21 protein-coding genes and 1 tRNA gene are annotated in these 23,362 nt (G+C 28.2%); 6 read left to right on the top strand and 16 right to left on the bottom strand.

What is annotated here, in order from left to right:
• Window positions 1-101: 101 nt before the first annotated feature.
• Window positions 102-710 carry a transcriptional repressor LexA gene (gene lexA / locus FNZ64_RS12295; RefSeq protein WP_142415309.1) on the top strand — a complete coding sequence of 203 codons (609 nt, stop codon included), beginning with the start codon at window positions 102-104 and terminating at the stop codon, window positions 708-710.
• A gap of 101 nt (window positions 711-811) precedes the next feature.
• On the opposite strand, the gene FNZ64_RS12300 is transcribed toward lexA, so the two are convergent.
• The 6 genes from FNZ64_RS12300 to miaB all read right to left on the bottom strand — a co-directional run bounded on the left by FNZ64_RS12300 (window position 812) and on the right by miaB (window position 9,438).
• The gene (locus FNZ64_RS12300; RefSeq protein ID WP_142415310.1) at window positions 812-2,095 is read right to left on the bottom strand and encodes a methionine gamma-lyase family protein; all 1,284 of its coding nucleotides are present in this window, start codon (window positions 2,093-2,095) and stop codon (window positions 812-814) included.
• A 73-nt stretch (window positions 2,096-2,168) separates the two neighbouring features.
• Complete coding sequence (hfq, locus tag FNZ64_RS12305) at window positions 2,169-2,411, bottom strand: RNA chaperone Hfq (protein ID WP_142415311.1); 243 nt, start codon at window positions 2,409-2,411, stop codon at window positions 2,169-2,171.
• Between the two features lie 89 nt (window positions 2,412-2,500).
• A complete protein-coding gene (miaA, locus tag FNZ64_RS12310; RefSeq protein WP_142415312.1) occupies window positions 2,501-3,442 on the bottom strand; it encodes a tRNA (adenosine(37)-N6)-dimethylallyltransferase MiaA in 942 nt (313 codons plus the stop codon).
• A gap of 23 nt (window positions 3,443-3,465) precedes the next feature.
• Entirely contained in the window at window positions 3,466-5,340 is a 1,875-nt protein-coding gene (mutL, locus tag FNZ64_RS12315) for a DNA mismatch repair endonuclease MutL (RefSeq protein WP_142415313.1), read from the bottom strand.
• Window positions 5,341-5,352: 12 nt separating this feature from the next.
• Window positions 5,353-8,091 (bottom strand): DNA mismatch repair protein MutS, encoded by a 2,739-nt coding sequence (gene mutS, locus FNZ64_RS12320; RefSeq protein ID WP_142415314.1) that lies wholly within the window; start codon window positions 8,089-8,091, stop codon window positions 5,353-5,355.
• 21 nt (window positions 8,092-8,112) lie between these two features.
• On the bottom strand, window positions 8,113-9,438 hold the full coding sequence (gene miaB / locus FNZ64_RS12325; protein ID WP_142415315.1) for a tRNA (N6-isopentenyl adenosine(37)-C2)-methylthiotransferase MiaB: 1,326 nt from the start codon (window positions 9,436-9,438) through the stop codon (window positions 8,113-8,115).
• 178 nt (window positions 9,439-9,616) lie between these two features.
• On the opposite strand from miaB, the gene FNZ64_RS12330 reads away from it, so the two are divergent.
• Both FNZ64_RS12330 and FNZ64_RS12335 read left to right on the top strand, forming a co-directional pair.
• Window positions 9,617-10,789 carry an aminotransferase-like domain-containing protein gene (locus FNZ64_RS12330; protein ID WP_142415316.1) on the top strand — a complete coding sequence of 391 codons (1,173 nt, stop codon included), beginning with the start codon at window positions 9,617-9,619 and terminating at the stop codon, window positions 10,787-10,789.
• A 119-nt stretch (window positions 10,790-10,908) separates the two neighbouring features.
• The gene (locus tag FNZ64_RS12335; protein ID WP_142415317.1) at window positions 10,909-12,105 is read left to right on the top strand and encodes a pyridoxal phosphate-dependent aminotransferase; all 1,197 of its coding nucleotides are present in this window, start codon (window positions 10,909-10,911) and stop codon (window positions 12,103-12,105) included.
• Between the two features lie 27 nt (window positions 12,106-12,132).
• Here FNZ64_RS12335 and FNZ64_RS12340 read toward each other — a convergent pair whose 3' ends face one another.
• The 5 genes from FNZ64_RS12340 to FNZ64_RS12360 all read right to left on the bottom strand — a co-directional run bounded on the left by FNZ64_RS12340 (window position 12,133) and on the right by FNZ64_RS12360 (window position 18,083).
• Entirely contained in the window at window positions 12,133-13,023 is an 891-nt protein-coding gene (locus FNZ64_RS12340; RefSeq protein WP_142415318.1) for a GNAT family N-acetyltransferase, read from the bottom strand.
• A gap of 19 nt (window positions 13,024-13,042) precedes the next feature.
• Window positions 13,043-14,101 (bottom strand): CotS family spore coat protein, encoded by a 1,059-nt coding sequence (locus tag FNZ64_RS12345; RefSeq protein WP_243129269.1) that lies wholly within the window; start codon window positions 14,099-14,101, stop codon window positions 13,043-13,045.
• Window positions 14,102-14,203: 102 nt separating this feature from the next.
• Complete coding sequence (locus tag FNZ64_RS12350) at window positions 14,204-16,123, bottom strand: bifunctional 4-hydroxy-3-methylbut-2-enyl diphosphate reductase/30S ribosomal protein S1 (protein ID WP_142415319.1); 1,920 nt, start codon at window positions 16,121-16,123, stop codon at window positions 14,204-14,206.
• Between the two features lie 12 nt (window positions 16,124-16,135).
• Window positions 16,136-16,789 carry a (d)CMP kinase gene (gene cmk / locus FNZ64_RS12355; protein WP_142415320.1) on the bottom strand — a complete coding sequence of 218 codons (654 nt, stop codon included), beginning with the start codon at window positions 16,787-16,789 and terminating at the stop codon, window positions 16,136-16,138.
• A 70-nt stretch (window positions 16,790-16,859) separates the two neighbouring features.
• Window positions 16,860-18,083: a BaiN/RdsA family NAD(P)/FAD-dependent oxidoreductase gene (locus FNZ64_RS12360; protein ID WP_142415321.1), complete on the bottom strand. Its 1,224-nt coding sequence runs from the start codon at window positions 18,081-18,083 to the stop codon at window positions 16,860-16,862.
• 337 nt (window positions 18,084-18,420) lie between these two features.
• On the opposite strand from FNZ64_RS12360, the gene gltS reads away from it, so the two are divergent.
• A complete protein-coding gene (gltS, locus tag FNZ64_RS12365; protein WP_142415322.1) occupies window positions 18,421-19,605 on the top strand; it encodes a sodium/glutamate symporter in 1,185 nt (394 codons plus the stop codon).
• Between the two features lie 95 nt (window positions 19,606-19,700).
• Here gltS and FNZ64_RS12370 read toward each other — a convergent pair.
• The 3 genes from FNZ64_RS12370 to FNZ64_RS12380 all read right to left on the bottom strand — a co-directional run bounded on the left by FNZ64_RS12370 (window position 19,701) and on the right by FNZ64_RS12380 (window position 21,672).
• Window positions 19,701-19,775 (bottom strand) — tRNA-Glu (locus FNZ64_RS12370).
• 166 nt (window positions 19,776-19,941) lie between these two features.
• On the bottom strand, window positions 19,942-20,136 hold the full coding sequence (locus tag FNZ64_RS12375; protein WP_142415323.1) for a DUF4250 domain-containing protein: 195 nt from the start codon (window positions 20,134-20,136) through the stop codon (window positions 19,942-19,944).
• A 150-nt stretch (window positions 20,137-20,286) separates the two neighbouring features.
• On the bottom strand, window positions 20,287-21,672 hold the full coding sequence (locus FNZ64_RS12380) for a radical SAM protein (protein ID WP_142415324.1): 1,386 nt from the start codon (window positions 21,670-21,672) through the stop codon (window positions 20,287-20,289).
• A gap of 383 nt (window positions 21,673-22,055) precedes the next feature.
• Between FNZ64_RS12380 and FNZ64_RS12385 the strand changes: the two genes are divergently transcribed.
• Complete coding sequence (locus FNZ64_RS12385) at window positions 22,056-22,277, top strand: YuzB family protein (protein WP_142415325.1); 222 nt, start codon at window positions 22,056-22,058, stop codon at window positions 22,275-22,277.
• An 87-nt stretch (window positions 22,278-22,364) separates the two neighbouring features.
• On the opposite strand, the gene FNZ64_RS12390 is transcribed toward FNZ64_RS12385, so the two are convergent.
• Both FNZ64_RS12390 and FNZ64_RS12395 read right to left on the bottom strand, forming a co-directional pair.
• Window positions 22,365-22,685 carry a thioredoxin family protein gene (locus FNZ64_RS12390; protein WP_142415326.1) on the bottom strand — a complete coding sequence of 107 codons (321 nt, stop codon included), beginning with the start codon at window positions 22,683-22,685 and terminating at the stop codon, window positions 22,365-22,367.
• 56 nt (window positions 22,686-22,741) lie between these two features.
• On the bottom strand, window positions 22,742-22,957 hold the full coding sequence (locus tag FNZ64_RS12395) for a zinc ribbon domain-containing protein (RefSeq protein WP_243129270.1): 216 nt from the start codon (window positions 22,955-22,957) through the stop codon (window positions 22,742-22,744).
• Between the two features lie 151 nt (window positions 22,958-23,108).
• Here FNZ64_RS12395 and FNZ64_RS12400 point away from each other — a divergent pair, with 151 nt between their 5' ends.
• Entirely contained in the window at window positions 23,109-23,360 is a 252-nt protein-coding gene (locus FNZ64_RS12400; protein WP_142415480.1) for a GIY-YIG nuclease family protein, read from the top strand.
• Window positions 23,361-23,362: the final 2 nt, after the last annotated feature.

Genomic DNA, 23,362 nt, shown 5'->3' on the forward strand with positions numbered 1-23,362 from the left:
TTTATTATTAAACTTCTGTACCAAAATTTTAATACTAGAACATTAGTTTGATTAATTTACGGTCATGTGATATAATTTTTTATTATAGTGAGGTGAATTTTATGTCAAGCAAACCAGTAAATAAACAATTAGAAATATATGAGTATATAAAATCTCAAATTCAAGAAAAAGGTTATCCACCATCTGTTAGGGAAATCTGCAAGGCTGTTGGTCTTAGTTCAACTTCTACAGTACACGCTCACCTATCAAAATTAGAACAAAAAGGATACATAAGAAGAGACCCTACTAAGCCTAGAGCCATAGAACTATTAAAAGATTCTCTAATAAAAAAAGAAATGATTGATATACCTATAATAGGCAAAGTAACTGCTGGTCAACCTATTTTAGCCTTCGAAAATATTGAAGATCATTTTACCTTACCATTAAGTTTTGTGAAAAACAACAAAGAATTATTTATGCTTAAAGTGTCTGGAGAAAGCATGATTAATATAGGTGTTTTAGATGGAGACTATGCTATAATAGAAAAATGCAATGTAGCTGAAAATAATGATATTGTTGTGGCACTTATTGATAATGAAGCTACTATAAAACGTTTTTTCAAAGAAAATGGCCACTATAGACTTCAACCTGAAAATTCAACTATGCAACCTATAATAGTTAAGGAATGTGCAGTTATTGGGAAATTAGTAGGAGTATATAGAAGGTATTAAAAAGGGAGATCTCTCTCCCCTTTTTATTATATATCTTATTTTATACTATATTAATTTTAAAGCTTCAGTACACTTTATTTTTATATAATTTTAGTATTTTATTATTTTAGATTCATTATTCTTTGAACAGCTATTAATATACCCATCTTAGAATGATCAAAAGTAAGTCCACCTTGTAAGTATGCAATATATGGCTCTCTAATAGGAGCATCGGCAGAAAGTTCAATAGAAGACCCTTGTATAAAAGCACCTGCTGCCATAATTACTTTATCTTCATAACCTGGCATCTCCCATGGCTCACACTCTACAAATGAATCAATTGGAGAACCATTTTGAATACCCTTACAGAACTGAATTAACTTATTCTCATCTTTAAATTTAATTGCTTGAATTATATCACTTCTTTTTTCATTATATTTAGGGAGAACTTCAAAACCTAACAGTTCCATAATTCTAGCGCATAATATAGCTCCCTTTACAGCTTCACTAGATACGTGAGGTGCTAAAAACAGCCCTTGAAACAAAGTCCTCATAACCCCAAAAGTAGATCCACATTCAGCTCCTATTCCTGGAACAGTTAGTCTATAAGAAGCTTGTTCTACATATTTTTCTTTTCCAGCTATATACCCTCCTGTTGGAGCTATTCCGCCTCCTATGTTTTTAATTAGAGATCCAGCTATTAAGTCAGCTCCAACCTCTGTTGGCTCTTTAGTGTCAATAAATTCTCCATAACAATTGTCTACAAAACAAATTATATCTTCATTTATATCCTTAACAGCAGAGATGATTTCTCCTATTTCTGATATTTGAAGAGAATGTCTCCACCCATACCCTGTAGAACGTTGAATATGTACTAGTTTTATAGTTTTATCTTTTCTAAGTACTTCTTTCATCTTTTCTATATCTACTTTACTATCTTTTAATTCTATTAGATTATAATTAACACCATATTCTTTTAAAGACCCCATATTGTTTCCTGTGATACCAATTATACCATGAAGAGTGTCATAAGGAAGACCACATACAGATAGCATGGTATCTCCGGGTCTTAGGTTACCAAAGAGAGCACTTCCTATAGCATGGGTTCCATTTACAAAATGTGGTCTAACTAAAGCACACTCACAGTTAAATACCTTTGCAAAAACTTTATCTAGGGTATCTCTTCCAATATCACCATATCCATAACCTGTTGAATTAGTAAAATGCATATCACTAATTCTCTCTTCTTGGAAAGCTCTTAAAACTTTTAATTGATTATATTCCCTAATGTGATCAATAGATTTAAATATTTCACTTACATCTTCCATGGCTTTTTCATATACAGAAATAACTTCGTCATCAATATTATAGAATTTTTTTAAAGTGTTTAAAGTCTCTTTTAACATAAAAATCTCCTTTTCTTGAAAAATTTTAAAGCCAATAATAAAGAATAGGTTCTACCCTATTCTTTATTGGTTACTATTTAATATTATTGTTATTATTATATAAGATCGGGTTTTGAGGTGTTATGGTTGAAATAGCATGTTTATAAACTAAAATTTGTTCATTATTACAGTCTAAAATTACTGTAAAGCTATCAAAGCCAGTGACATATCCTTTTAAGCTATATCCATTTAACAATCTAATGTTAACACTTATTTTATTTTTTCTTGCATTGTTTAAAAAAATGTCTTGCAAATTAGTATTTAATTTATTATTCATTTCATACCCTCCGTTTGCACTAAAGAAAAGCACTTTAAATTAATAATTCTATATTATTATGGAAAATCCTTTTTAATTTTAACTATTTATTAAATTGTTTTTCTTTTTAAATAATCATTATATATATGTTGAATAATTTCATCCTCTGAAGAAAAATTATCCTTATCTATCCAAATCACTCTTTCATCTTTTCTAAACCAAGTAAGCTGCCTTTTTGCATAATTTCTACTGCCCTTTTTTATTAAGTAAATAGCTTCATCGTAGCTAATTTCGCCCTTAAGATATCTTATAATTTCTTTATAACCTATACCCTTCATTGATTGCATATCCTCTGTTAATCCCATAGACATTAGAGTTTTAACTTCATCTATAAGTCCTTTATCTATCATAATATCCACTCTTTTATTTATTCTCTCATATAATTTTTCTCGTTCCATAGTTAGAACATAATAATATACATTATAAGGGATATCATATATATCTCTCTCTTCATTGACTTCTCTAATGGTTTTCCCAGTGGTTTTGTAAACTTCTAAAGCCCTAATAGTTCTTTTTATATCTTTAACACTTATTCTATTGTAAGACTCTATATCTATATCTTTAAGCATTTCATGAACATACTCATTACCTTTTTCTTTTGCTATACTTTTTAATTGTTCCCTATATTCTTCATTACGATTACTTTCAGCAAAATTATAATTAAATATTAAGGAGTCTATATATAGTCCTGTTCCACCAACTAACATAGGTAAATGTTTACGAGCCGTTATTTCATCTATATATTTTTTTGCATTACTGGAGAACTCTGATACACTAAACTCTTCCCTAGGGTTTATACAATCTATTAAGTAATGTGAAATACCTTTCATTTCTTCTTTTTTAATTTTAGCTGAACCTATATCCATGTTTTTGTATATTTGCATTGAATCTGAAGAAATTATTTCTCCTTTTAAAAGTTTTGCCAAGCTTATTGATATATCAGTTTTTCCAACAGCTGTTGGCCCTGCTAAAATAAATAAGTCTTTTTTCATACTATCCCTCTTATATTTTTATTTTATTGAATCCTTTTAAATTGTTTTTCTAAATCCTTTAAAGTATATTTAATTATAGTTGGCCTTCCATGAGGACAAGTGAAGGGCTCATCTATAAACCTAAGTTCATTTAAAAGATGCTCCATCTCTTCTAAGGATAAACTCTGATTTGCTTTAACCGCCGCTTTACAAGCTAAGGTTGCAATCTTAATGTATCTTACAGTAGTTTTATCCCCTTTTCCCATGTTATTTAAGTCTTCTAAAATATCATTAAAAAGTGAATTTACATCTGTTTCTCCAAGAAATATAGGAACTTCTCTTATACTTATAGTATTTTCTCCAAAAGGTTCTATGTTAAAACCTACATTTAAAAAAGTTTCTTTATTTTCCTCATATAATAAATATTCTTCTGGTGTTAGTTCTTGTATTTGAGGAACTGCTAAAGCTTGAGAAACTATAGTTCTATTTTTAATTTCCTTTATATATTTTTCAAAAAGTACTTTTTCGTGAGCTGCATGTTGATCTATAATATAAAGTTCTTTAAAAGCTTCACCTATAATATAAGTTTTATTAAACTGACCTATAATTTTAAGTTGTGGAAATTTAGCTTCTTTTAATTCTATAGGTATAGTTTTTAATTCTTTGTTTAAAGGAAGTGGAAAGCTTTCTTTAGAAATCTTATTATCTACATTTTTATTATTGCAAATTGAAAAATCTTTTTCATTAACTGTATTTAAATAAGTTCCATAACTATCTTTTGTATTATCCTCGGAAGTGGTAAAACCATCTAAATTAAACTTTTCTTGAACATTTTCACTAAAAGTTTTACTCTTTTCCTGTTCTACATAAACTGTTTCATTTATCTGTCCATCTATGGGAATATTAAATGAATTTTTTAATGACTCCCTTAAGGCATGGTGTACAGAATCAAAAATAAATTTAAACACAAACCTTTCATCTTTAAATTTTATCTCAGATTTAGTTGGATGAACGTTTACATCAATAAGCTCAGGATATATTTCAAGGAAAAGAGTGAAATATGGAAATTTATTTATAGTTAAAAAGGACTTAAATGCATTTTCTACAGCAGCAGTTATTAATTTACTTTGAATCATTCTATTGTTAACGAAAATACTTTGACGATTTCTACTTCCCCTGCTCACCTCTGAATTTCCAATATATCCATATACAGATAGGGTATCGCTATGCCCTTCAAAAAAGTTCACATTTTCATATACCTGTTTTCCGTATAAAATTCTTATATTTTCTAAAAGATCTCCATTACCTGTAGTATGAAAAACTTGTTTACCATTACTTACAAATTTAAAAGATATATGACTATGTGACAATGACATTCTAAGCACCATATCTGATATTAAAGCACTTTCTCTTCTACTTGATTTTAAAAACTTTTGTCTAGCAGGTACATTAAAAAAAAGATCACTTATTTCTATAGTTGTTCCAGTAGAACAGCCAGTATCTTTAAAATCTACTATATTTCCACCCTCAATTATTATTTCTTTTCCTGCTAAAAAATCCTTTGTTCTACTTTTTAAGTTAACTTTTGATATAGCAGCAATGCTTGCTAAAGCTTCCCCCCTAAAACCTAAGGAAGTTATGCTATATATATCATCTAATTCTCTTATTTTGCTTGTAGCATGAGGAATAAAGGCTAGTTTAATATCATCAGGATGAATTCCCGCTCCATCATCTGAAATTATAATAGACTTTTCTCCCCCCTCTTCTATAGAGATTGATATATTTTTAGCTCCTGCATCTATGCTATTTTCTATAAGTTCTTTTACTGCAGAAGATGGTCTTTCAACCACTTCCCCTGCAGCTATTTTATTTGAAGTTTCTTCAGATAGTAGGTTAATCCTTTTATCATAATCTAGCATGATGATATATACCTACCTTTCTTTTAAATTCTTAGCTTTTTGGATAATTTCAAATAGCTTATTAAATCCTTCCATAGGTGTTAAGTTTAAAATATCCACCTTAGAAATTTCATGAATCAGTGTTTCCTTTTCAATATCACTAAAACTAATTTGCAAACCATCACTTAAGTTTTTTTCATCCTTTTTATGCTTTGTATTTTCTAGTTTTTCTTTTAAAACACATTCTCTAAAAGAGGTTTCAGGATCTAAATTTAACATAGTTAGATTTTTATCATTATTATGAATAGCCTCTTTTTCTATACCAGTATTTGAAATCTTATTATGAATTCTATTAGGGCTACTTTCATCTTTTTTTAAATTACTTAATATTTCTTTAGATCTTTCTATAACTTCTAAAGGGAGACCAGCAAGTTTTGCAACTTCTATACCATAAGATTCATCGGTTCCCCCTTCTATTATTTTTCTTAAAAATACTACATCATTGTTAACCTTTTTTACAGCAATAGAATAATTCTTAACTCCCTCTATTTCCTCTTCAAGCTTAATAAGTTCATGATAGTGAGTGGCAAATAAAGTTTTGCATTTTAAATTTTTATTCTTGCATATATACTCTATTACAGCACAAGCTATACTAAGACCATCATGGGTACTGGTTCCTCTACCAACCTCATCTAATATTACAAGGCTGTTTCTAGTTGCATTTTTAAGTATATTAGAAACCTCCCACATTTCAACCATAAAAGTACTTTTACCAGAGGCTAAATCATCAGAAGCTCCTATCCTTGTAAATATTCTATCACATATTGATATGTTTGCCTCTTTTGCAGGAACAAAACTTCCTATTTGAGCCATTAAGCTAATCAAGGCTACTTGCCTCATATAGGTTGACTTACCTGCCATATTAGGACCTGTTATAATAAGTAGCTGATTTTTATCACAATCTAGTTTAGTATTATTTTCTACAAAACTATTTCCATTTAAAGTTAACTCAACCACAGGGTGCCTTCCATCTTTAATTATTATTTCACCATTTTCACTAATATTGGGTTTTATATATCCATTTTCTTTAGCTACAGTGGCAAGTGAACTTAGTGAATCAAGCTCAGAAATTATAACTGCAGTTTCTTTTACCCTGTTTATTTCTCTTTCGATATTATCCCTAACTTCTGTAAATAAATCATACTCTAAAGCCACAAGCTTTTCTTCTGCACCTAAAATTTTAGATTCCATTTCCTTAAGTTCAGGGGTTATATATCTCTCACCATTACTTAGAGTTTGTTTCCTTATATATCTTTCTTCTGGCACTAGACTTAGGTTAGTCTTTGTAACCTCAATATAATACCCAAACACCTTATTATATCCAACTTTTAAAGATCTTATACCTGTGATTTTTCTTTCTTCTTGTTCTAAATTTGCTATCCATTCCTTGCCATGAGATCGTACATACCTTAACTCATCTACATCTTTATTATAACCTTCTTTAATCAGATTACCTTCTTTTAAAGTATTAGATGCCTCTTCATTAAGTGAATCATCTAAAAGCTTATAAAGATCTTGTAATGTATCTAATTTTTTTTCTAAATCTTCAATTACTGAACTTTGAAATTTATTTAATATATCCTTTATGCTTGGAATTTTACATATAGAATTTTTAAGTCCTAAAAGCTCTTTAGCATTTACATTCTTAGAACTTATTTTCCCTACAAGTCTTTCAATATCATAAATTCCTTTTAAGGCTTCTTTTAAATCTTCATGAGCAAAGACATTATTAATTAGAGCTTCTATTGCTTCTTGTCTTTTTAAGATTAATCCCTTATTAAGCAAAGGCTGCTCAACCCACTTTCTAAGTCTCCTAGCTCCCATTGCTGTAGATGTCTTATCTAGCACCCATAAAAGAGAACCCTTTTTTCTTCTATCCTTCATACTTTCGGTTAACTCTAAATTGTATCTTGAATTATTATCTATGATTAAAAAATCTATTATCTCATAAAAATCTATAGAATTTATATTAGAAAGAAGAGTTTTTTGTGTATGATTTATATATTTTAGAAGAATTTTTATAGTTAACTCAAGGGTATCTTCCATATTTTCTTTAAGATTTCTAATTTCTTGAGTTATTTTCAATTCCAAAGCTCCCTTAATATAATCTTCTTCATAAAAAGTAATAGTAGATGGAAATCTTTCTTTTATATTTTTAATAAATTCTTCCTCTGTATCTTTGCTTAATAATATTTCAGAAGGTTTAAATTTTGAAACCTCATCTAGAATTTGATTATATGTAAGTTTTCCAAAGGTACAATAAAATTCCCCAGTAGATATATCTGTAGAACTTATACCTACTTTATCTTCATTCTTATTAAAATAAATGCTCATTAGAAAATTATTTTTACCCTCTTCAAGAAAAGAGGGATCAGTATACGTACCTGGGGTCATTATTTTTATTACATCTCTTTTTACAATACCCTTTGCCTTTGCTGGATCTTCTACTTGTTCACATATAGCTACTTTATATCCTTTTGAAATAAGTCTGCTTATGTAATTATTAGAAGCATGATATGGTATCCCGCACATAGGAGCCCTTTCCTCTAAGCCACAATCACGTCCAGTTAAGACTAATTCTAATTCTCTAGATGCAATTTCAGCATCTTCAAAGAACATTTCATAAAAGTCACCTAATCTAAAGAAAAGTATACAATCCTTACACTTTTCTTTTATATCAAAATACTGTATCATCATAGGAGTTAGTGCCAAAGTTATCTCCTCCTCTAATTCTTATATCTCTTCTCCTAAAAGAGAAAATGATTTTGCTTCTGTTATCTTAACATTTACAAGTTTTCCTATGTTATCTTTATTTCCAGTAAAGTTTACTAACTTTGAAGTTCTAGTCCTTCCCATTAACTTAGTTTCATCATTTTTGCTAAAACCTTCTACTAAAACTTCTACTACTTGATCTTGGTAAGCTTTATTCTTTTTTTCTGATATTTCATTTAAGGTTGTAACTAATCTATCAAATCTATCATGTTTAACTTTTTCAGAAATTTGATCCTCATATTCATTAGCAGGAGTACCTTTTCTTCTAGAATATAGGAAAGTAAATGCAGAGTCATACTGAACTTTTTTAACAAGGTCTAATGTCTCATTAAAATCTTCCTCAGTTTCTCCTGGGAAACCTATAATAATATCCGTAGATAAAGATACATTAGGAATTCTCTTTTTAATTCTTTCTACAAGTTCTAGGTATTGCTCCCTTGTGTAGTGTCTATTCATCTTTTTTAATATTGTACTAGACCCTGATTGAACTGGTAGATGAATGTGTTCACATAATTTATCACATTCAGCTATAGCCTCTATAACCTCATCTGATAGATCCTTTGGATGAGAAGTCATAAATCTTACTCTCTCTAAACCTTCTATTTTGTCTAGCCTTCTTAAAAGCCCTGCAAAATCTATTTTTGGTTCCAAACCTTTACCATATGAGTTTACATTTTGACCTAGTAGGGTTATTTCCTTATATCCTTTAGATACAAGAGACTTTATTTCCCTTTCAATATCTTCAGGGGTTCTACTTCTCTCCCTTCCTCTTACATAAGGAACTATACAGTAGGTGCAAAAGTTATTACAACCATACATTATGGTAACAAAGGCTTTTATATCACTTAATCTATCTACTGGAATATCTTCTACTATATCTTTTTCCTTATCCCAAACATCTACAATAGGTCTTTCCCCACCTAGCACCCTAGTTAAATACTCAGAGAACTTATAAGCATTATGTGTTCCTATTATAATATCTACAAAAGGGAATTTTTTAGAAATCTCTTCTGCCATGCCCTTTTGTTGTGTCATACAACCACAAACTGCAATTATTAAGTCCTTCTTTTTTTCCTTTAAATTTTTTAAAATACCTAAATGTCCAAAAACCTTTTGTTCTGCATTTTCCCTAACGCAACATGTATTAAAAACTATTAAATCAGCATCTTCTCTATTATTAACATATTCATAATTTTTAAGCTTAAGCATTCCTGAGATTTTCTCTGAATCCTCTTCATTCATTTGACAACCCCAAGTTTCTATATAGTACTTCAATTTTTTATCCATTAGTAATCTCCTTTTCTACAGAATAATATTTATCACTAATATCTAATTATATATAAAAACAGTGTACTTTTAAAGTATTTTATACGTTTAATTATATTAAATCTAAATAGTTAATAAGTTGAAAATGGAATAAGTTCTAGAGTATAATAAATTCATTAAAGAAAGGAGGCGAATTAAAATGGATTTTAACTTTTCAAATAGGATACATAATATGGGTGCCTCTGAACTTGGGGATTTCTTGAAATTATCTGAAAATAATAATCTTATTTCTTTTGCCGGTGGATTTCCGGCACCAGAGCTTTTCCCTAGTAAAGGATTAACTGAAATAACATATAAGGTTTTAAATGAATATTCAAGTATTTCACTTCAATACGGTGCTACAGAGGGATACACACCCTTAAGAGAAATTACTGCCCAATCTAGAATGCCTAGAGTGGGAGTAGAATGTACTACTAAAAATATACTCATAACTAGTGGTGCACAACAAGGCTTAGACTTCTCAGGAAAACTGTTTATTAATAATGGAGATACTATAATATGTGAAAGCCCTACCTATTTAGGCGCGCTTTCAGCCTTTAGAGCTTATGAGCCTAATATCCTCCAATGTCCTATGGAATCTGATGGTATGGATATCAATATCTTAGAATACTTGCTTAAAAAAAATAAGAATGTAAAGTTCATATACACTATACCAGATTTTCAAAACCCTACTGGAATTACAATGTCTATTGAAAAGAGAAAAAATATAGCTTTCTTAGCTTCCAAATATAAAGTGCCAATAATTGAAGATGGACCCTATTCGGAGCTTTCCTTCGAAGACTTTATATATCCTAGTATAAAAAGTTTTGATAAAGAAGGTTATGTAATATATTTGGGAACTTTTTCTAAGATTTTTTGTCCTGGACTTAGAATAGGATGGGTATGTGCAGAGGAGGATATAATCAAAAAGCTTATTCTATGTAAACAAGGAGCTGATTTGCAACCAAGTACTTTTAACCAGTTACTAATTTATGAATACTTAAAAAATTATAATATTAATTCACATATAAATAATCTAAGAAGTGTGTATAAAAACAGAAGAGATGCCATGTTAAAGGCAATTTCTACATATCTCCCAGAATACATTACTGCAACGCATCCTAAAGGTGGTCTTTTTACTTGGATAGAAGTTTCAAAAAATTACACTTCAAAAGAGTTTTATAAAAGAGCTTTAGAAGAAAATGTAGCCTTTGTAATTGGAGATGCCTTTTTTGCCTTTGAAGATGATCATAATCACCTTAGGGCTAATTATTCCTGCATGAATGAAGATCAAATTTTTCAAGGTATCAAAAGATTAAGAAAGTTTTTGTAAATAACAGTTGAAAACTAACCCTTAAATCATTTAAAATATAGATGGGTTAGTTTAATAGTTTTAAATTAACTTAATATGCTAATTATATAATATTAAGCAGAAATCACGGGGGGAAAAAAATGAAATTATCTAAAAGGATTCAAGATATGCAATTTTCACCAATAAGAAAACTAGTTCCATTTGGCGAAGAAGCTAAAAAAAGAGGGGTTAAAGTATACCATTTAAATATTGGTCAACCTGATATAGAGACACCTAAAACCTTTGTGGAGGGGTTACACAAATACGATGAAAAGGTTTTAAAGTATGCTAACTCTCAAGGATTAAATGAACTTATTGAAAGTTTTAGAGCTTATTATAAAGAATGGAACATAGATTTCGATAAAGACGAAATAATAATTGCAAATGGTGGTTCAGAAGCTATTATGTTTGCATTAATGGCAATTTGTGATAACGGTGATGAAGTTATTATTCCAGAACCATTCTACACTAACTACAATGGTTTCTCAGCTGTAGCTGGTGCAAAAGTTGTTCCTTTCCAAACAAAAGCGGAAGATGGGTTCCACCTTCCAAGGAAAGAAGAAATAGTAAGCAAAATCACTGATAAAACAAGAGCTATAATGGTTTCTAACCCTGGAAATCCAACTGGAGTTGTTTATACTAAGGAAGAAATTAGAATGCTTGGTGATATCGCAAAAGAACATAATATTTACTTAATTGCAGATGAAGTTTATAGAGAATTTGTATACGATAACTTAAAATATACTTCTGCCCTTTATTTAGACGATATATTAGATAGAGTAATATTAATCGATTCTGTATCTAAACGTTATAGCGCTTGTGGAGCTAGAATTGGCCTTGTAGCTTCTAAAAATAAAGAGTTAATGAGTGAAATATTAAAGCTTGCTCAATCAAGACTTTGTGTTCCAACTGTAGAACAAATAGCTTGTGCTAATTTAATTAACACTCCAAAGAGCTATTTCGACGAAGTATTAAACGAATATGAAAAAAGAAGAGATATTCTATATGCTAAACTTTCAGAAATTCCAGGAGTTATTTGTGAAAAACCAACAGGTGCTTTCTATGTTGTAGCAAAACTTCCTATTAAATCAGGAGAAGATTTTGCAAAGTGGTTATTAACAGATTTTAATCATGATAACAAAACTGTAATGGTAGCTCCAGCTGAAGGTTTCTATGCAACAGAAGGTTTAGGTAAGGATGAAATTAGAATATCTTACTGCTTAAATGCTGAAGCACTAGAAGATGCTATGAACATTTTAGCAATAGCTATTAAAAAGTATAAAGAAATAGAAAAATAGTATATTAATAAAAACAGCCTCTTTTAATTAAAAGATGCTGTTTTTTATATTCCAAGTACTTATTTTTTTGTTAACCTTAAAACCATATGCTTTATATAAATTTACGGCAATCTCATTGTGGCTGTATACCTTTATTTTTAATAACTCTTCTTCAGGGGCAATGATTTTAGCAAGTTTTATAAGTTGATCTAATAGAATTTTTCCATATCCCTTTCTTCTTCTATTTGGTATTACTCCAAAGTTTACAATAGTTAAATAATCATCTTCTAATATAAGTTGACCATAGCCAATATATTCCTCCTTAAACTTTAGAAAAACACCTCCACCTTCTATATAATAATTTTGTTTCTCATCCTCTAAAATATCATCAATATTAAGCGGTACTCTATTTTCACATTGAAATATTTCATTTTGAACATTACACCTAATTTGTTCATGAATACCCTCTTTAAAATATTCAATAGAAATATCATCTTGTAAAAAATAGTTTTCAGCAAGTCTGTAATCATTTAGACTTAAATCCATTTCTAATATACTATTGTGTTTTTTAAAATGAAACTTAGTAAGAAACTCTTCATTTATATTATTATCTTCACATCTATAGGTAACAGATGAAGCTTTTTTAAATATACTCCATATACTAGAAGTTATACTTACTAAATTAAAATTTGGCAAAGTATAAAACTGATTTATGTTACACTTTATACCTTTAAAAGAGTTTACCCATATAAACCCTGCTATACAATTATTATATTTTAATATTTTTGCATTTTTTCTTAAGAAAAATCTTTTAAAATAGTTAGACTTATTATATATATTAAAAAAATCTTCATTAAGAATATTAAATTGTTTATTATATTCTCTATAAGCTTTTAATTCTTTAACATTATTATGTTTAATATTTTCCCAGGTTATCATAGTTTTCTTCCTCTATTAACTAATTATTATATTTATTTAAGAAATAAATATACTCTTCGTAAAACTTATCTTGTCCCTCTGTAGAAGCTAAAATATTATCTAATTTTTTCTTGTATTTTATTTCACTCCAATTCTTGTGTTTTTTATATCGCTTTTTCCCCAACTTCCAAAACTTATGCGGAAAAATTATAAGAGAAAGCATAATTTCAAGTTCATTCTTATTTAATGGATAAATAGAGTTATATGATATTATTAGTTCTTCTGCCTTTTTAAAATCCCAACTATAGTCTTTTTTATGCATTAACCTTCTTATAAACCTTCCTAAATCATTAACCCTTAAATCTATTATAATACGATTTAAATCAATTAAAAAATATTCCTCATCTTTTTTTATTACATTTTGATAATAAAAGCTTCTATGGCATATAGGTTTTTTCTTTTCTGCTTCCTTACTTAATTTATAGTAAGATGATATATTTAAAAGATTAAGAGAATTCAAAGCCCTTTCTATAAATAATTCTATATTGTCAAAATACAAATAGTCAAATTCTGTTTTAAGGATTTTTTTATCTATGATATGTTTATAACTAATCATATCATTTATACATTCTTTATATATATCAGGCCAATTTTTTAGACAGTTTTTAAGTTTATATTGTTTTGTATTTATTTCTTCAGCACAGAGGTGGAACTTAGCTAGAAGTTTTATTCCTTCCTTTGCTTCCTCTATATTAGAGAAATCACATTCTCTCCCCTCTACCCAATCAGTCATTAAGAATAAATATCCCTTATGACTTATATATACATTTCCCTTTTTAGTAATTAAATATCTAGGGGTATTTTTAAAACCACTTTTTAAAAGATCTTCTGTAAGTTTATATGAATTTAGTATTTTCTTTTTGCCGCTTTTCATTCTTTTTAAGCAGTAACTATTGTTTTGCATATCTATTATTTTGTAAGCACTTCTAACTCTATAAGCCTCTTTTAATGTTATTGAATACTTACTACATACATATGATATATTATTAAGCTCTTTATCACTTATATTATTATTTAATAGCTTATCATTTCTATTCAAATATATTCCTCCAAAACCATTGCTATTAAATTATATTATAAATACAAAAATATATTACTCTAAAAAAAACACATAAAACGCGAAATATTCGCGTTTTATATATTAAATATCCATTAACTCTTTTGTACTTAGAGAAATTCTTTTGTTTTTACCATCTACATCTATGATCTTAGCTTTTATACTTTCACCTATTTTTAGAACGTCCTGTGGTTTTTCAATTCTATTATGACTTATCTGTGATACATGCAGCAAGGCATCTACTCCAGGTTCTAACTCTACAAAAGCTCCAAAGTCTGTAAATCTTACGATTTTACCTAGAACAATATTTCCTATAGGATATTTTTCTTCGATATTATTCCAAGGGTTTTGAATTAATTTTTTAAGACTTAAGGATAGCTTTTTATTTTCTTTATCTATATCTAAAACATAAACTTTAATTTCTTCTCCAATTTTTAGTATATCACTAATTTTTTCAACTTTACCCCAAGATATTTCTGATATATGAAGTAAACCATCTACTCCATTAACTTCAACAAAGGCACCAAAATTATTTATTCTTCTTACAACCCCACTTACAATTGAATCTTTTTCTATAGAACCCCAAGTGTTTTCTTCCTTATGTTTTTTTTCTTCTTCTAATATAGTTTTTCTAGATACAACTATCTTTGTATTACGTTTATCCTTGTTAAATTCTATAACTCTAACTTCTATATCTTTTCCTATAAAATCACTTAAATTTTCTACGTAATTTAGTTGAACTTGAGATGCTGGTAAGAATATTTTAATGCCTTTAAATTTTCCTACAAGACCACCTTTAACTTCTTCTTTAATTTTAACTGTTATTTTCAATTTATTTTCTAAAGAATCCTTTAAGATTTTATAGCCTTCTTCTCTTTCAAATTCTATTCTAGATAAAACTACATTACCATCAGAATTCTTAACCTGTATAACCTTAGCTTCAATAATATCACCTTGATTAAATATATCTGTAAGACGACAATTCTCATCACTGGTTACTTCATTTAAGGGTAATACTCCATCTGATTTATAATTTAAATCTATATAAGCCTCTTTAGCGTTAATAGATATAATTTCACCTTTTACTACCTTTCCTACAAAAATCTTATCTTCATTTTCTTCCATATACTTAAGTTGTTCACTCATTTGAGTATCTATGTTCTCCATATTTTCCATCTTTGTAATCGCCTCCTCAATTATCCACTGTGGTGTTGATGCTCCAGCAGTTACACCAATATTATTAAAATATTTTAATTCCTTTGGAAGTTCTTTAGCATTTTCAATATGATAAGTATTCTCACAATTTTCTTTGCAAATTTCATAAAGTTTTGTGGTGTTGGAGCTATTTTTCCCTCCAATTACAATCATAGCATCTACATTTTTTGATAATTCTGTAGCAGCCCTTTGTCTTACCTCAGTTGCATTGCATATAGTATTAAAAGCAACCACTTCTTTACACTTTGTAGTTACTATGGATAAAACCTTTTCCCAATTACTTTGTTTTTCAGTAGTTTGAGATACCAAACATACTTTACCATTTAGATTTATATCTTTTAAATCACTGCCATCCTTAGAAATAATAGCTTCATCATTACAACTTCCATTTATACCTATAACCTCAGGATGATTTTTGTCCCCTACTATTATTATGGTGTAATTTTCTTTATGATGTTTAGCAACTTTTTTATGAATATTGCTAACATAAGGACAAGTTGCATCTACTACATCAAACCCATTGTCTATTAAAGTATTTTTAATAGAAGGTTTTACTCCATGTGATCTAATAATAATAGTATCTCCAATTTTTAAATTATCTATTTCATTAAATTCTATTGGGTTTATATTATTCTTTTTCAAGGAACTAACAACATCGTTATTATGAATAAGTGGGCCTAAAGTAAATATAGAATTGTTTTTTTCCTCACTTATATTCACAGCAGTATCTACAGCTCTCTTCACACCAAAACAAAATCCTGCATTATCTGCTAAAGTTATTTTCTTCATACTATAGCCTCCTTATTTAGAAGGATTAATATGTTCTATCATTCCATTTATAACTTCTTCTATAGTTTTTCCTGTAGAATCTATAAGAAAAGCATCTTCTGCTTTCTTTAGAGGATCAACTTCTCTATTTGAATCATATTCATCTCTTCTAATTATCTCATCTAATATACTATTAAATTCAATATCAATATTTTTATCCTTTAACTCTTTATACCTTCTAGTTGCTCTTTCATAGGCAGAAGCTGTAAGAAAAAATTTATATGGTGCATCTTTTAAAACAACTGTTCCTATATCTCTTCCATCCATTACCACATTATAATTAGCAGCAATTTTTTGTTGCAAAGTTACAAGTTTCTTTCTAACAATTCTATTAGCTGCATATTTAGAAACATTATTACTTATATAAGGAGACCTTATTTCATCCTCGATATCAATTCCATTTAAGATTAAGTTATCCTCATTAAAATGCATATCTAAGCTATCTATTAATTTATCTAAAGCCATATCCTCTTTCTCACTTATATTATTTTTAAGTGCAATATAAGCTATAGCCCTATACATAGAGCCAGTATTTACATATATAAGACCTAGTTTCTTTGCAAGTAATTTTGCAATAGTACTTTTACCTGCACCAGCAGGTCCATCTATAGCAATATTATATTTCAATTTCTTCACGCCTTTCTTCTTAGTATATAATTTATATTCTATATCTATTTTAAAATTCCTTTAATATAAGCTATATACTAATTCCTGCTAAATATCCTGTAGAAAAGGCTATTTGAAGATTATATCCACCTGTATACCCATGAATATCAATTACTTCACCTGCAAAAGATAGATTTTTGATCTTTTTAGATTTCATAGTGGAAGAATCTATTTCTTTTGTAGAAATACCACCTGCAGTTATAATAGCTTCTGCTATAGGTCTATACTTCTTAATATGAAGTTCCAAACTAGTTAATATATTTAAAAGCCTTTTTCTCTCTTCCTTTGTAATAAGATTAACTTTTTTATTTGGATCTATTTCTGAAAGTTTAATTACAATATCTATAAGTTTATTCGGCAATAAATCATTTAAAGCATTTTTAAAATCCTTATTTAGATATTTTTGAAAATCCTTTTGAATTCTTTTATCTAGTTCATTTAACTCTAAAGCAGGCTTTAAATTAATAAAAAGACTTAATCCTTCTTTGGTTAGTTTTTCATCTATTTTAGCACTAGCACTTAATATAAGTGGTCCTGATACTCCAAAATGAGTAAATAACATCTCACCAAAATCTTTATATAGAACTTTATTCTTATGCTTAAATTTTACTTCAACATTTTTTAATGAAAGACCTTGAAGCTCCTTAATCCAAGTTTCTTCTGTTTCCATTGGAACAAGAGAAGGCTTGATTTTTTCAATGGTATGACCTAATTTATCGCAAAATTTATATCCCTCACCTGTTGAACCTGTTTGTGGATATGAAGCTCCTCCTGTACATAAAATAAAATGGTCTCCTTTTAAATTCGATCCATCTTCAAACTCTATATATTTTATTGTGTCATTTTCATTTTTAATATTAACTACTTTTTTGTTTAATAAAATATTAACATTATGTTCAATCAATTTATTTTCTAAAACCTTAATTATATCAGAAGATTTATCACTCTCAGGAAAGATTCTATCTCCTCTTTCGACTTTTAACTTAACACCAGATTTCTCAAAAAGAGATTTTGTATCTTCATTAGTAAAAGTATAAAAAGAACTATATAAAAAATTAGGGTTTCTAGGAATATGATCAAAAAACTCTGATATATCTATATTATTAGTTACATTGCATCTACCCTTACCAGTTATAAATAATTTCTTTCCAAGCTTTTCGTTTTTTTCAACTAAAGTAACAGAATGATTCTTACTTGCTAATATGGCAGCCATGATTCCAGCTGGTCCTCCACCAATTACTACAACCTTACTCAAAATAAGTCACCAACCTTTATTTATAGGTAATTTTCATATAAACATAGTATATTTCCATTTCAATTATTTGTCTACCTTATAGCTTAAAATAAACTTTTAAATATAAATTATTTCCTACTTAAAAAGTATAGGATTATAACCTATTTATATTAAGACAGTTATTAATAAACCCACATAATATAAATCTCCATTTTTTCTTATAAAAATACTAATTAAAATATAAATTTGCAAAAACTTTATTTGATATATGTATTAAGCTATAAATATATTGACATAAAAAAGAGAATTTTATATAATTTAATTCAATATCTTAATTTAAATGTTTAGGTGGGATCAAATGAAAATTAACTTAGATATGCTTCAAACAATGACAATTGCAATTTTAGTGTACTATTTAGGGAATTTTATTAAAACTAAAATCAGAATTATCGATAAATTCTGCATTCCTGCACCTGTAGTAGGTGGGATAATATTTGCATTATTAAACTTATTTTTGAAAGAAAGTAATCTAATGCAAATAAATTTAGATACTACTCTTCAAAAGCCCTTCATGATGGTTTTTTTTACAACCATAGGCTTATCAGCTAGTGTAAAATTAATTAAAAAGGGAGGAAAACATGTAATTATCTTCTTTTTAATTTCAGTTATATTAATAATTTGCCAAAACCTCATGGGGGTTACTATTGCAAAGTTATTAAATACCCATCCCTTTCTTGGGTTAATATCCAGCTCTATTACAATGGTTGGTGGTCATGGTACTGGGGCAGCTTTTGGTGCCCTATTTGAAAAAAGTTATAATTTCAAAGGAGCAACTACTGCTGCAATGGCTTCTGCCACATTTGGACTTATAACTGGTAGTATGATTGGAGGTCCTATTGCAAGAAAACTCATAATAAAAAATAAGCTAAAACAATCAGAACATGAGGCTGAAATCATAAGCACTAATAAAAATGAGAACATATCATATGAAGAAATTTTTAGAATGCTTCTTATAATTATGATTTCAATAAGTACTGGGTCTGTAATTGAACTTTATTTATCTAATAAGGGATTAACCTTTCCATCATATATTACTACCATGATTGTAGCTTCCTTGATTTTAAATTTAGGTGAGTTCACAGGGAAATGGAGTATTAATGAAAAATGTACTGATATTTTAGGCAAAATTGGTCTTAATATTTTTCTATCAATGGCTTTAATAAACTTAAAACTATGGGAATTAAAAGACTTAGCACTACCTATAATCATTATACTTATAGCACAAGTCCTTTTAATGTTTATTTTTTCTTATTTTATTTCATTTAAACTTTGTGGTAGAGACTATGATGCAGCAGTACTATCTTCTGGGTTCTGTGGATTTGGTATGGGAGCTACTCCAAACGGTATGGCAAACATGGAAGCTTTAGTTGAAAAATATGGGCCTGCTCCTAGAGCATTTTTTATTCTCCCAATTGTAGGTGCATTCTTTGTGGATTTTGCAAACTCTATAATAATAACCTTATTTATAAATTTCTTGAAATAAGGAATTTCATACTTAAAATATTTTAGATTTAAATATAACTAGATTAATATTAATAAAAAGAACTAGATACTTAAATTAGCATCTAGTTCTTTTTATGGTGACTCCTAGGGGACTCGAACCCCTGTTACCACCGTGAGAGGGTGGTGTCTTAACCACTTGACCAAGGAGCCTTATTCCTTTCAACAAGGTCTATTATAAAACTTTAATCACTATATGTCTAATAGATAGTATAAATGCAAAAATAAACTTCTATTGTAAATATATATAATTATACCTGTATAGGACTACTAAAAATATTTATAAACTACTATATGAATAACACTTTATAATATATATTTATACCCCTATGAATTGATTTTTCCCCTCATCATATTTATATCCTATATTTTTTAGCTTTTTTAAAATTTCTTCCTCACTTAAATCCAAATCATAGGACAGGTCTTCTAGGTTTGAATACTGATCCCTAAGTTTCATATTTACTATACTTAGAAACATAAAATTATCCATATTGATTAGGCTTTCTCTGTCCATTTTTAAAACCTCCACTTAATAAAATAACTTCTAGATTTAAATGAATTTTATGTTGTAAATCTTAGTAAAATAAAAACTAAAAAAGTTAAGTTAATCTAATATTATTATACTACTTTTTATAACAATAAAAGAGGGTAAACCCTCTTTTATTTATCCCCTAGACATTTCATAATTTCCTGTATTATTAAACTCCTCTTTATATGCTTTTTCTGCATAAGGCTTAAACTCTTCTGATAACTTATCTAATTTCTCCATAAACTCTTTATCAGTCACCATTAAATCTGCACTTGGATGTGTTGCCTTTGCTCCAGTTACCTTCACAATTTCTCTAATCTCTTTAGGATTATCTATCATTGGACAAGGCATTAATAAATTATGATTATAAGGTTGTCTTTTTCTCAATTCTTTAAAATAAGGCGATTGAAAAGCTTCTACAATTGGTTTTCCTTTTATATTATCTGTAGCAAAGTGAGAAAAAATACATGGTTCCACATCTTCCTTAGAGTTTATATGGCAATAATACTTACCAGCTATACAACCTCCAACATATGGTGCATCATTGAAAAAATCTATTGAAAATATTTTCTTAGTAGTCCTTATGGTTCTAGTCTTCTCCCCCAATTTCAAACGTTGTTCTGGGCTCAACATAAAGTCCATTTCACTCTTAGGATTGTCCCCAACAGGCATAAACATAAAGTACCAAATCATCCTAGCCCCTTTGTCAATTATCATATCAATAAATTTTTCAGAAGTTACAGTATCTATGTTATACCTACTTGTAGCTGAAGAAACGCCAAAAGGTATACCTTTTTCTTTTAATAAGTCCATCCCATTCATTACAGATTCAAATACTCCATCAGATCTACGTGTATCCGTTTCCTTTTTAAATCCCTCTAGTGAAAACATTGGCATTACATTACCTAGTTTAGCTAATTTATCTACCAATGATTTATTAAACAAGGTCCCATTGGTAAAAGGTGTGAAAAACATATCATTATATTTCTTATATATCTTTAGCATAGAGTCATTAAAAAATGGTTCTCCTCCTAAAACAACTATATAATATATACCAAGGTTTCTTGCTTCCTTAATTATTCTGTCTAATTCTTCGTAAGGTATATCATCTTCTTTACTGTAATTAGCGGCATAGCATCCTTTACATCTTAGATTACATCTCATTGATGGGCTTATTAAAATAGTAAAAGGTATCTTTGTATTAAACTTTTCTCCTTCCTTTTCCCTCTTCGGAACTCCATACCATATTGCATTACCAACAAAATTAGCAAAAAAACTTTTAAGAGAATTGGTGTTTGTATTTTTTAAAATATCTTGTACGTATTCTTGAATAGAAGGTATTTCTTTATAATATGCCTCTACACTGTTGATTCCCTCTCTAGTAAAATCATCTTTTATACCTTTTTTTAAAATTTCAAATAACTTGTCTACATTTTTTTCAGGATTTTTTTCAAGTAAACTTAACCCTGTCTTAACAATTGTTTCTTTTGTATTTTTTTCAATCATATCTTTAAAGCCCATAAAATCACCCCTATTATTTATTTAAGAAACATTATGTTACCAAAGATTATATTACTATATTTCTTATATTCAACTATTTTAGCATTATATTAACAATATATTAATAATTGAGAATCACCTAATGTAGTTTATATACGCTCATTAAGCTTTCTATGTAAGTATATGCTTCAATAATAATATTTAACATTTTAGATCTTAATATTATAATGTGAATATAAAAATATCAATATAATAATATTACTTTATTTTAAAAAATATGATACTATATTGATAACTTTTTACTTTAAAAGGGATTGATTTTAGTGATGATAAATGTTATTATTTAATAGTAAATTTCGTTTAATATTAAATAATATTTTATTACTAACTTAGGAGGAATTTAAATGAAAGAAGTTTTCTTTTGTGAAAATAATATTAGTAAGGGATTAGAACCTATAATAGAAAAATTAGAATTAGAATTTAGCAATGTTACAATATATAAAGAATCCTGTCTTGGACATTGTGGTGACTGTATGGCAAACTTTTATGCTATAATTGATTCAGATATGATAGTTGGAGATACGGCAGAAGAATTATATGAAAATATAAAACTTAAATTAAAATAACTTATATATTCCCCTATAAAATAAAGAATAATAGTAAGCTCTAAAGCTTACTATTATTCTTTTAATATAAATTTAAATATACAAACTTTATACATATTCATATATTCTTTCTATTTTTTCTTTTAAATCCTTAACACTTATAAACCTAGCTTCTCTTATAACCTCTTTTCCATTAATAAATGCAAGTACACAAGGAAGAGTAAATACACTATATTCTCCACTTGCAGCTAGTAATTTTTCAATTTCAATTTCCCTTGCCTTAATTTTAGGAAAATTTTTTAATAAAGTTTCTATTTTAGGAAGAAGTTCTTTGCAAACTCCGCATGTTTGCGAAGAAAAATATAATATAACAAATTTATTTTCTTTTATAAAAAAATTTATCTCTTCTATAGATTTTAATTTAAGCATTTTCTCCTCCTAAGCAAAAATAATACTATTATATTACCTAACCTAATATGGAGTGTTTACCAATCGTTCCATCCATCTAAACCCTTTTTAGCACCCATATAGAAAAATTCACTATGACCACATCGAGGACAAACATATACTTTAAATATTAGTTGTTCTTCAACATCAAAAAATGCTCCTAAAATCCCTCTATTATTGTCTTGAGAATCAAATCTATATTCCTTTAAATATTCCATTTTAGTATTACATCTTAAACATTTAAGTTCGCTCACGTTATCCCTCCCCATTAACTAAAATAGTTCCTTATCTTATATTAATAATATACTACTTTTTAAAATATGTATATGTCTTGTACAAATTACTTTGTTATAATTATATACAAACAGTACATATTAATATATGTTAAAGAAAGGTGACAGAAAAATGTGTTATGTATATATACTAAAATGCTCTGATGATACTTTATATACAGGATGGACAAACAATTTACAAAAGCGAATAGAAACTCATTCTAGGGGAAAAGGTGCAAAATATACAAGGGCTAGGCTCCCTGTAAACCTTGTATATTTTGAAGAATATGAAGATAAAATATCTGCTCAAAAGAGAGAATACTCCATAAAAAAAATGAGCAGAAAGGAGAAACTAACCCTCCTCTCTACCTTTAATAAAATTTAATA

This window comes from Hathewaya massiliensis (genome assembly GCF_902143515.1).
Taxonomy (GTDB): domain Bacteria; phylum Bacillota; class Clostridia; order Clostridiales; family Clostridiaceae; genus Hathewaya; species Hathewaya massiliensis.

Bases quoted from the DNA above. Each gene is read 5' to 3' on its own strand.
- lexA (WP_142415309.1), top strand. From the start codon at position 102: ATGTCAAGCAAACCAGTAAATAAACAATTAGAAATATATGAGTATATA.
- FNZ64_RS12300 (WP_142415310.1), bottom strand. From the start codon at position 2,095: ATGTTAAAAGAGACTTTAAACACTTTAAAAAAATTCTATAATATTGAT.
- hfq (WP_142415311.1), bottom strand. From the start codon at position 2,411: ATGAATAATAAATTAAATACTAATTTGCAAGACATTTTTTTAAACAAT.
- miaA (WP_142415312.1), bottom strand. From the start codon at position 3,442: ATGAAAAAAGACTTATTTATTTTAGCAGGGCCAACAGCTGTTGGAAAA.
- mutL (WP_142415313.1), bottom strand. From the start codon at position 5,340: ATGCTAGATTATGATAAAAGGATTAACCTACTATCTGAAGAAACTTCA.
- miaB (WP_142415315.1), bottom strand. From the start codon at position 9,438: ATGGATAAAAAATTGAAGTACTATATAGAAACTTGGGGTTGTCAAATG.
- FNZ64_RS12330 (WP_142415316.1), top strand. From the start codon at position 9,617: ATGGATTTTAACTTTTCAAATAGGATACATAATATGGGTGCCTCTGAA.
- FNZ64_RS12335 (WP_142415317.1), top strand. From the start codon at position 10,909: ATGAAATTATCTAAAAGGATTCAAGATATGCAATTTTCACCAATAAGA.
- FNZ64_RS12340 (WP_142415318.1), bottom strand. From the start codon at position 13,023: ATGATAACCTGGGAAAATATTAAACATAATAATGTTAAAGAATTAAAA.
- FNZ64_RS12350 (WP_142415319.1), bottom strand. From the start codon at position 16,123: ATGAAGAAAATAACTTTAGCAGATAATGCAGGATTTTGTTTTGGTGTG.
- gltS (WP_142415322.1), top strand. From the start codon at position 18,421: ATGAAAATTAACTTAGATATGCTTCAAACAATGACAATTGCAATTTTA.
- FNZ64_RS12375 (WP_142415323.1), bottom strand. From the start codon at position 20,136: ATGGACAGAGAAAGCCTAATCAATATGGATAATTTTATGTTTCTAAGT.
- FNZ64_RS12380 (WP_142415324.1), bottom strand. From the start codon at position 21,672: ATGGGCTTTAAAGATATGATTGAAAAAAATACAAAAGAAACAATTGTT.
- FNZ64_RS12385 (WP_142415325.1), top strand. From the start codon at position 22,056: ATGAAAGAAGTTTTCTTTTGTGAAAATAATATTAGTAAGGGATTAGAA.
- FNZ64_RS12390 (WP_142415326.1), bottom strand. From the start codon at position 22,685: ATGCTTAAATTAAAATCTATAGAAGAGATAAATTTTTTTATAAAAGAA.
- FNZ64_RS12400 (WP_142415480.1), top strand. From the start codon at position 23,109: ATGTGTTATGTATATATACTAAAATGCTCTGATGATACTTTATATACA.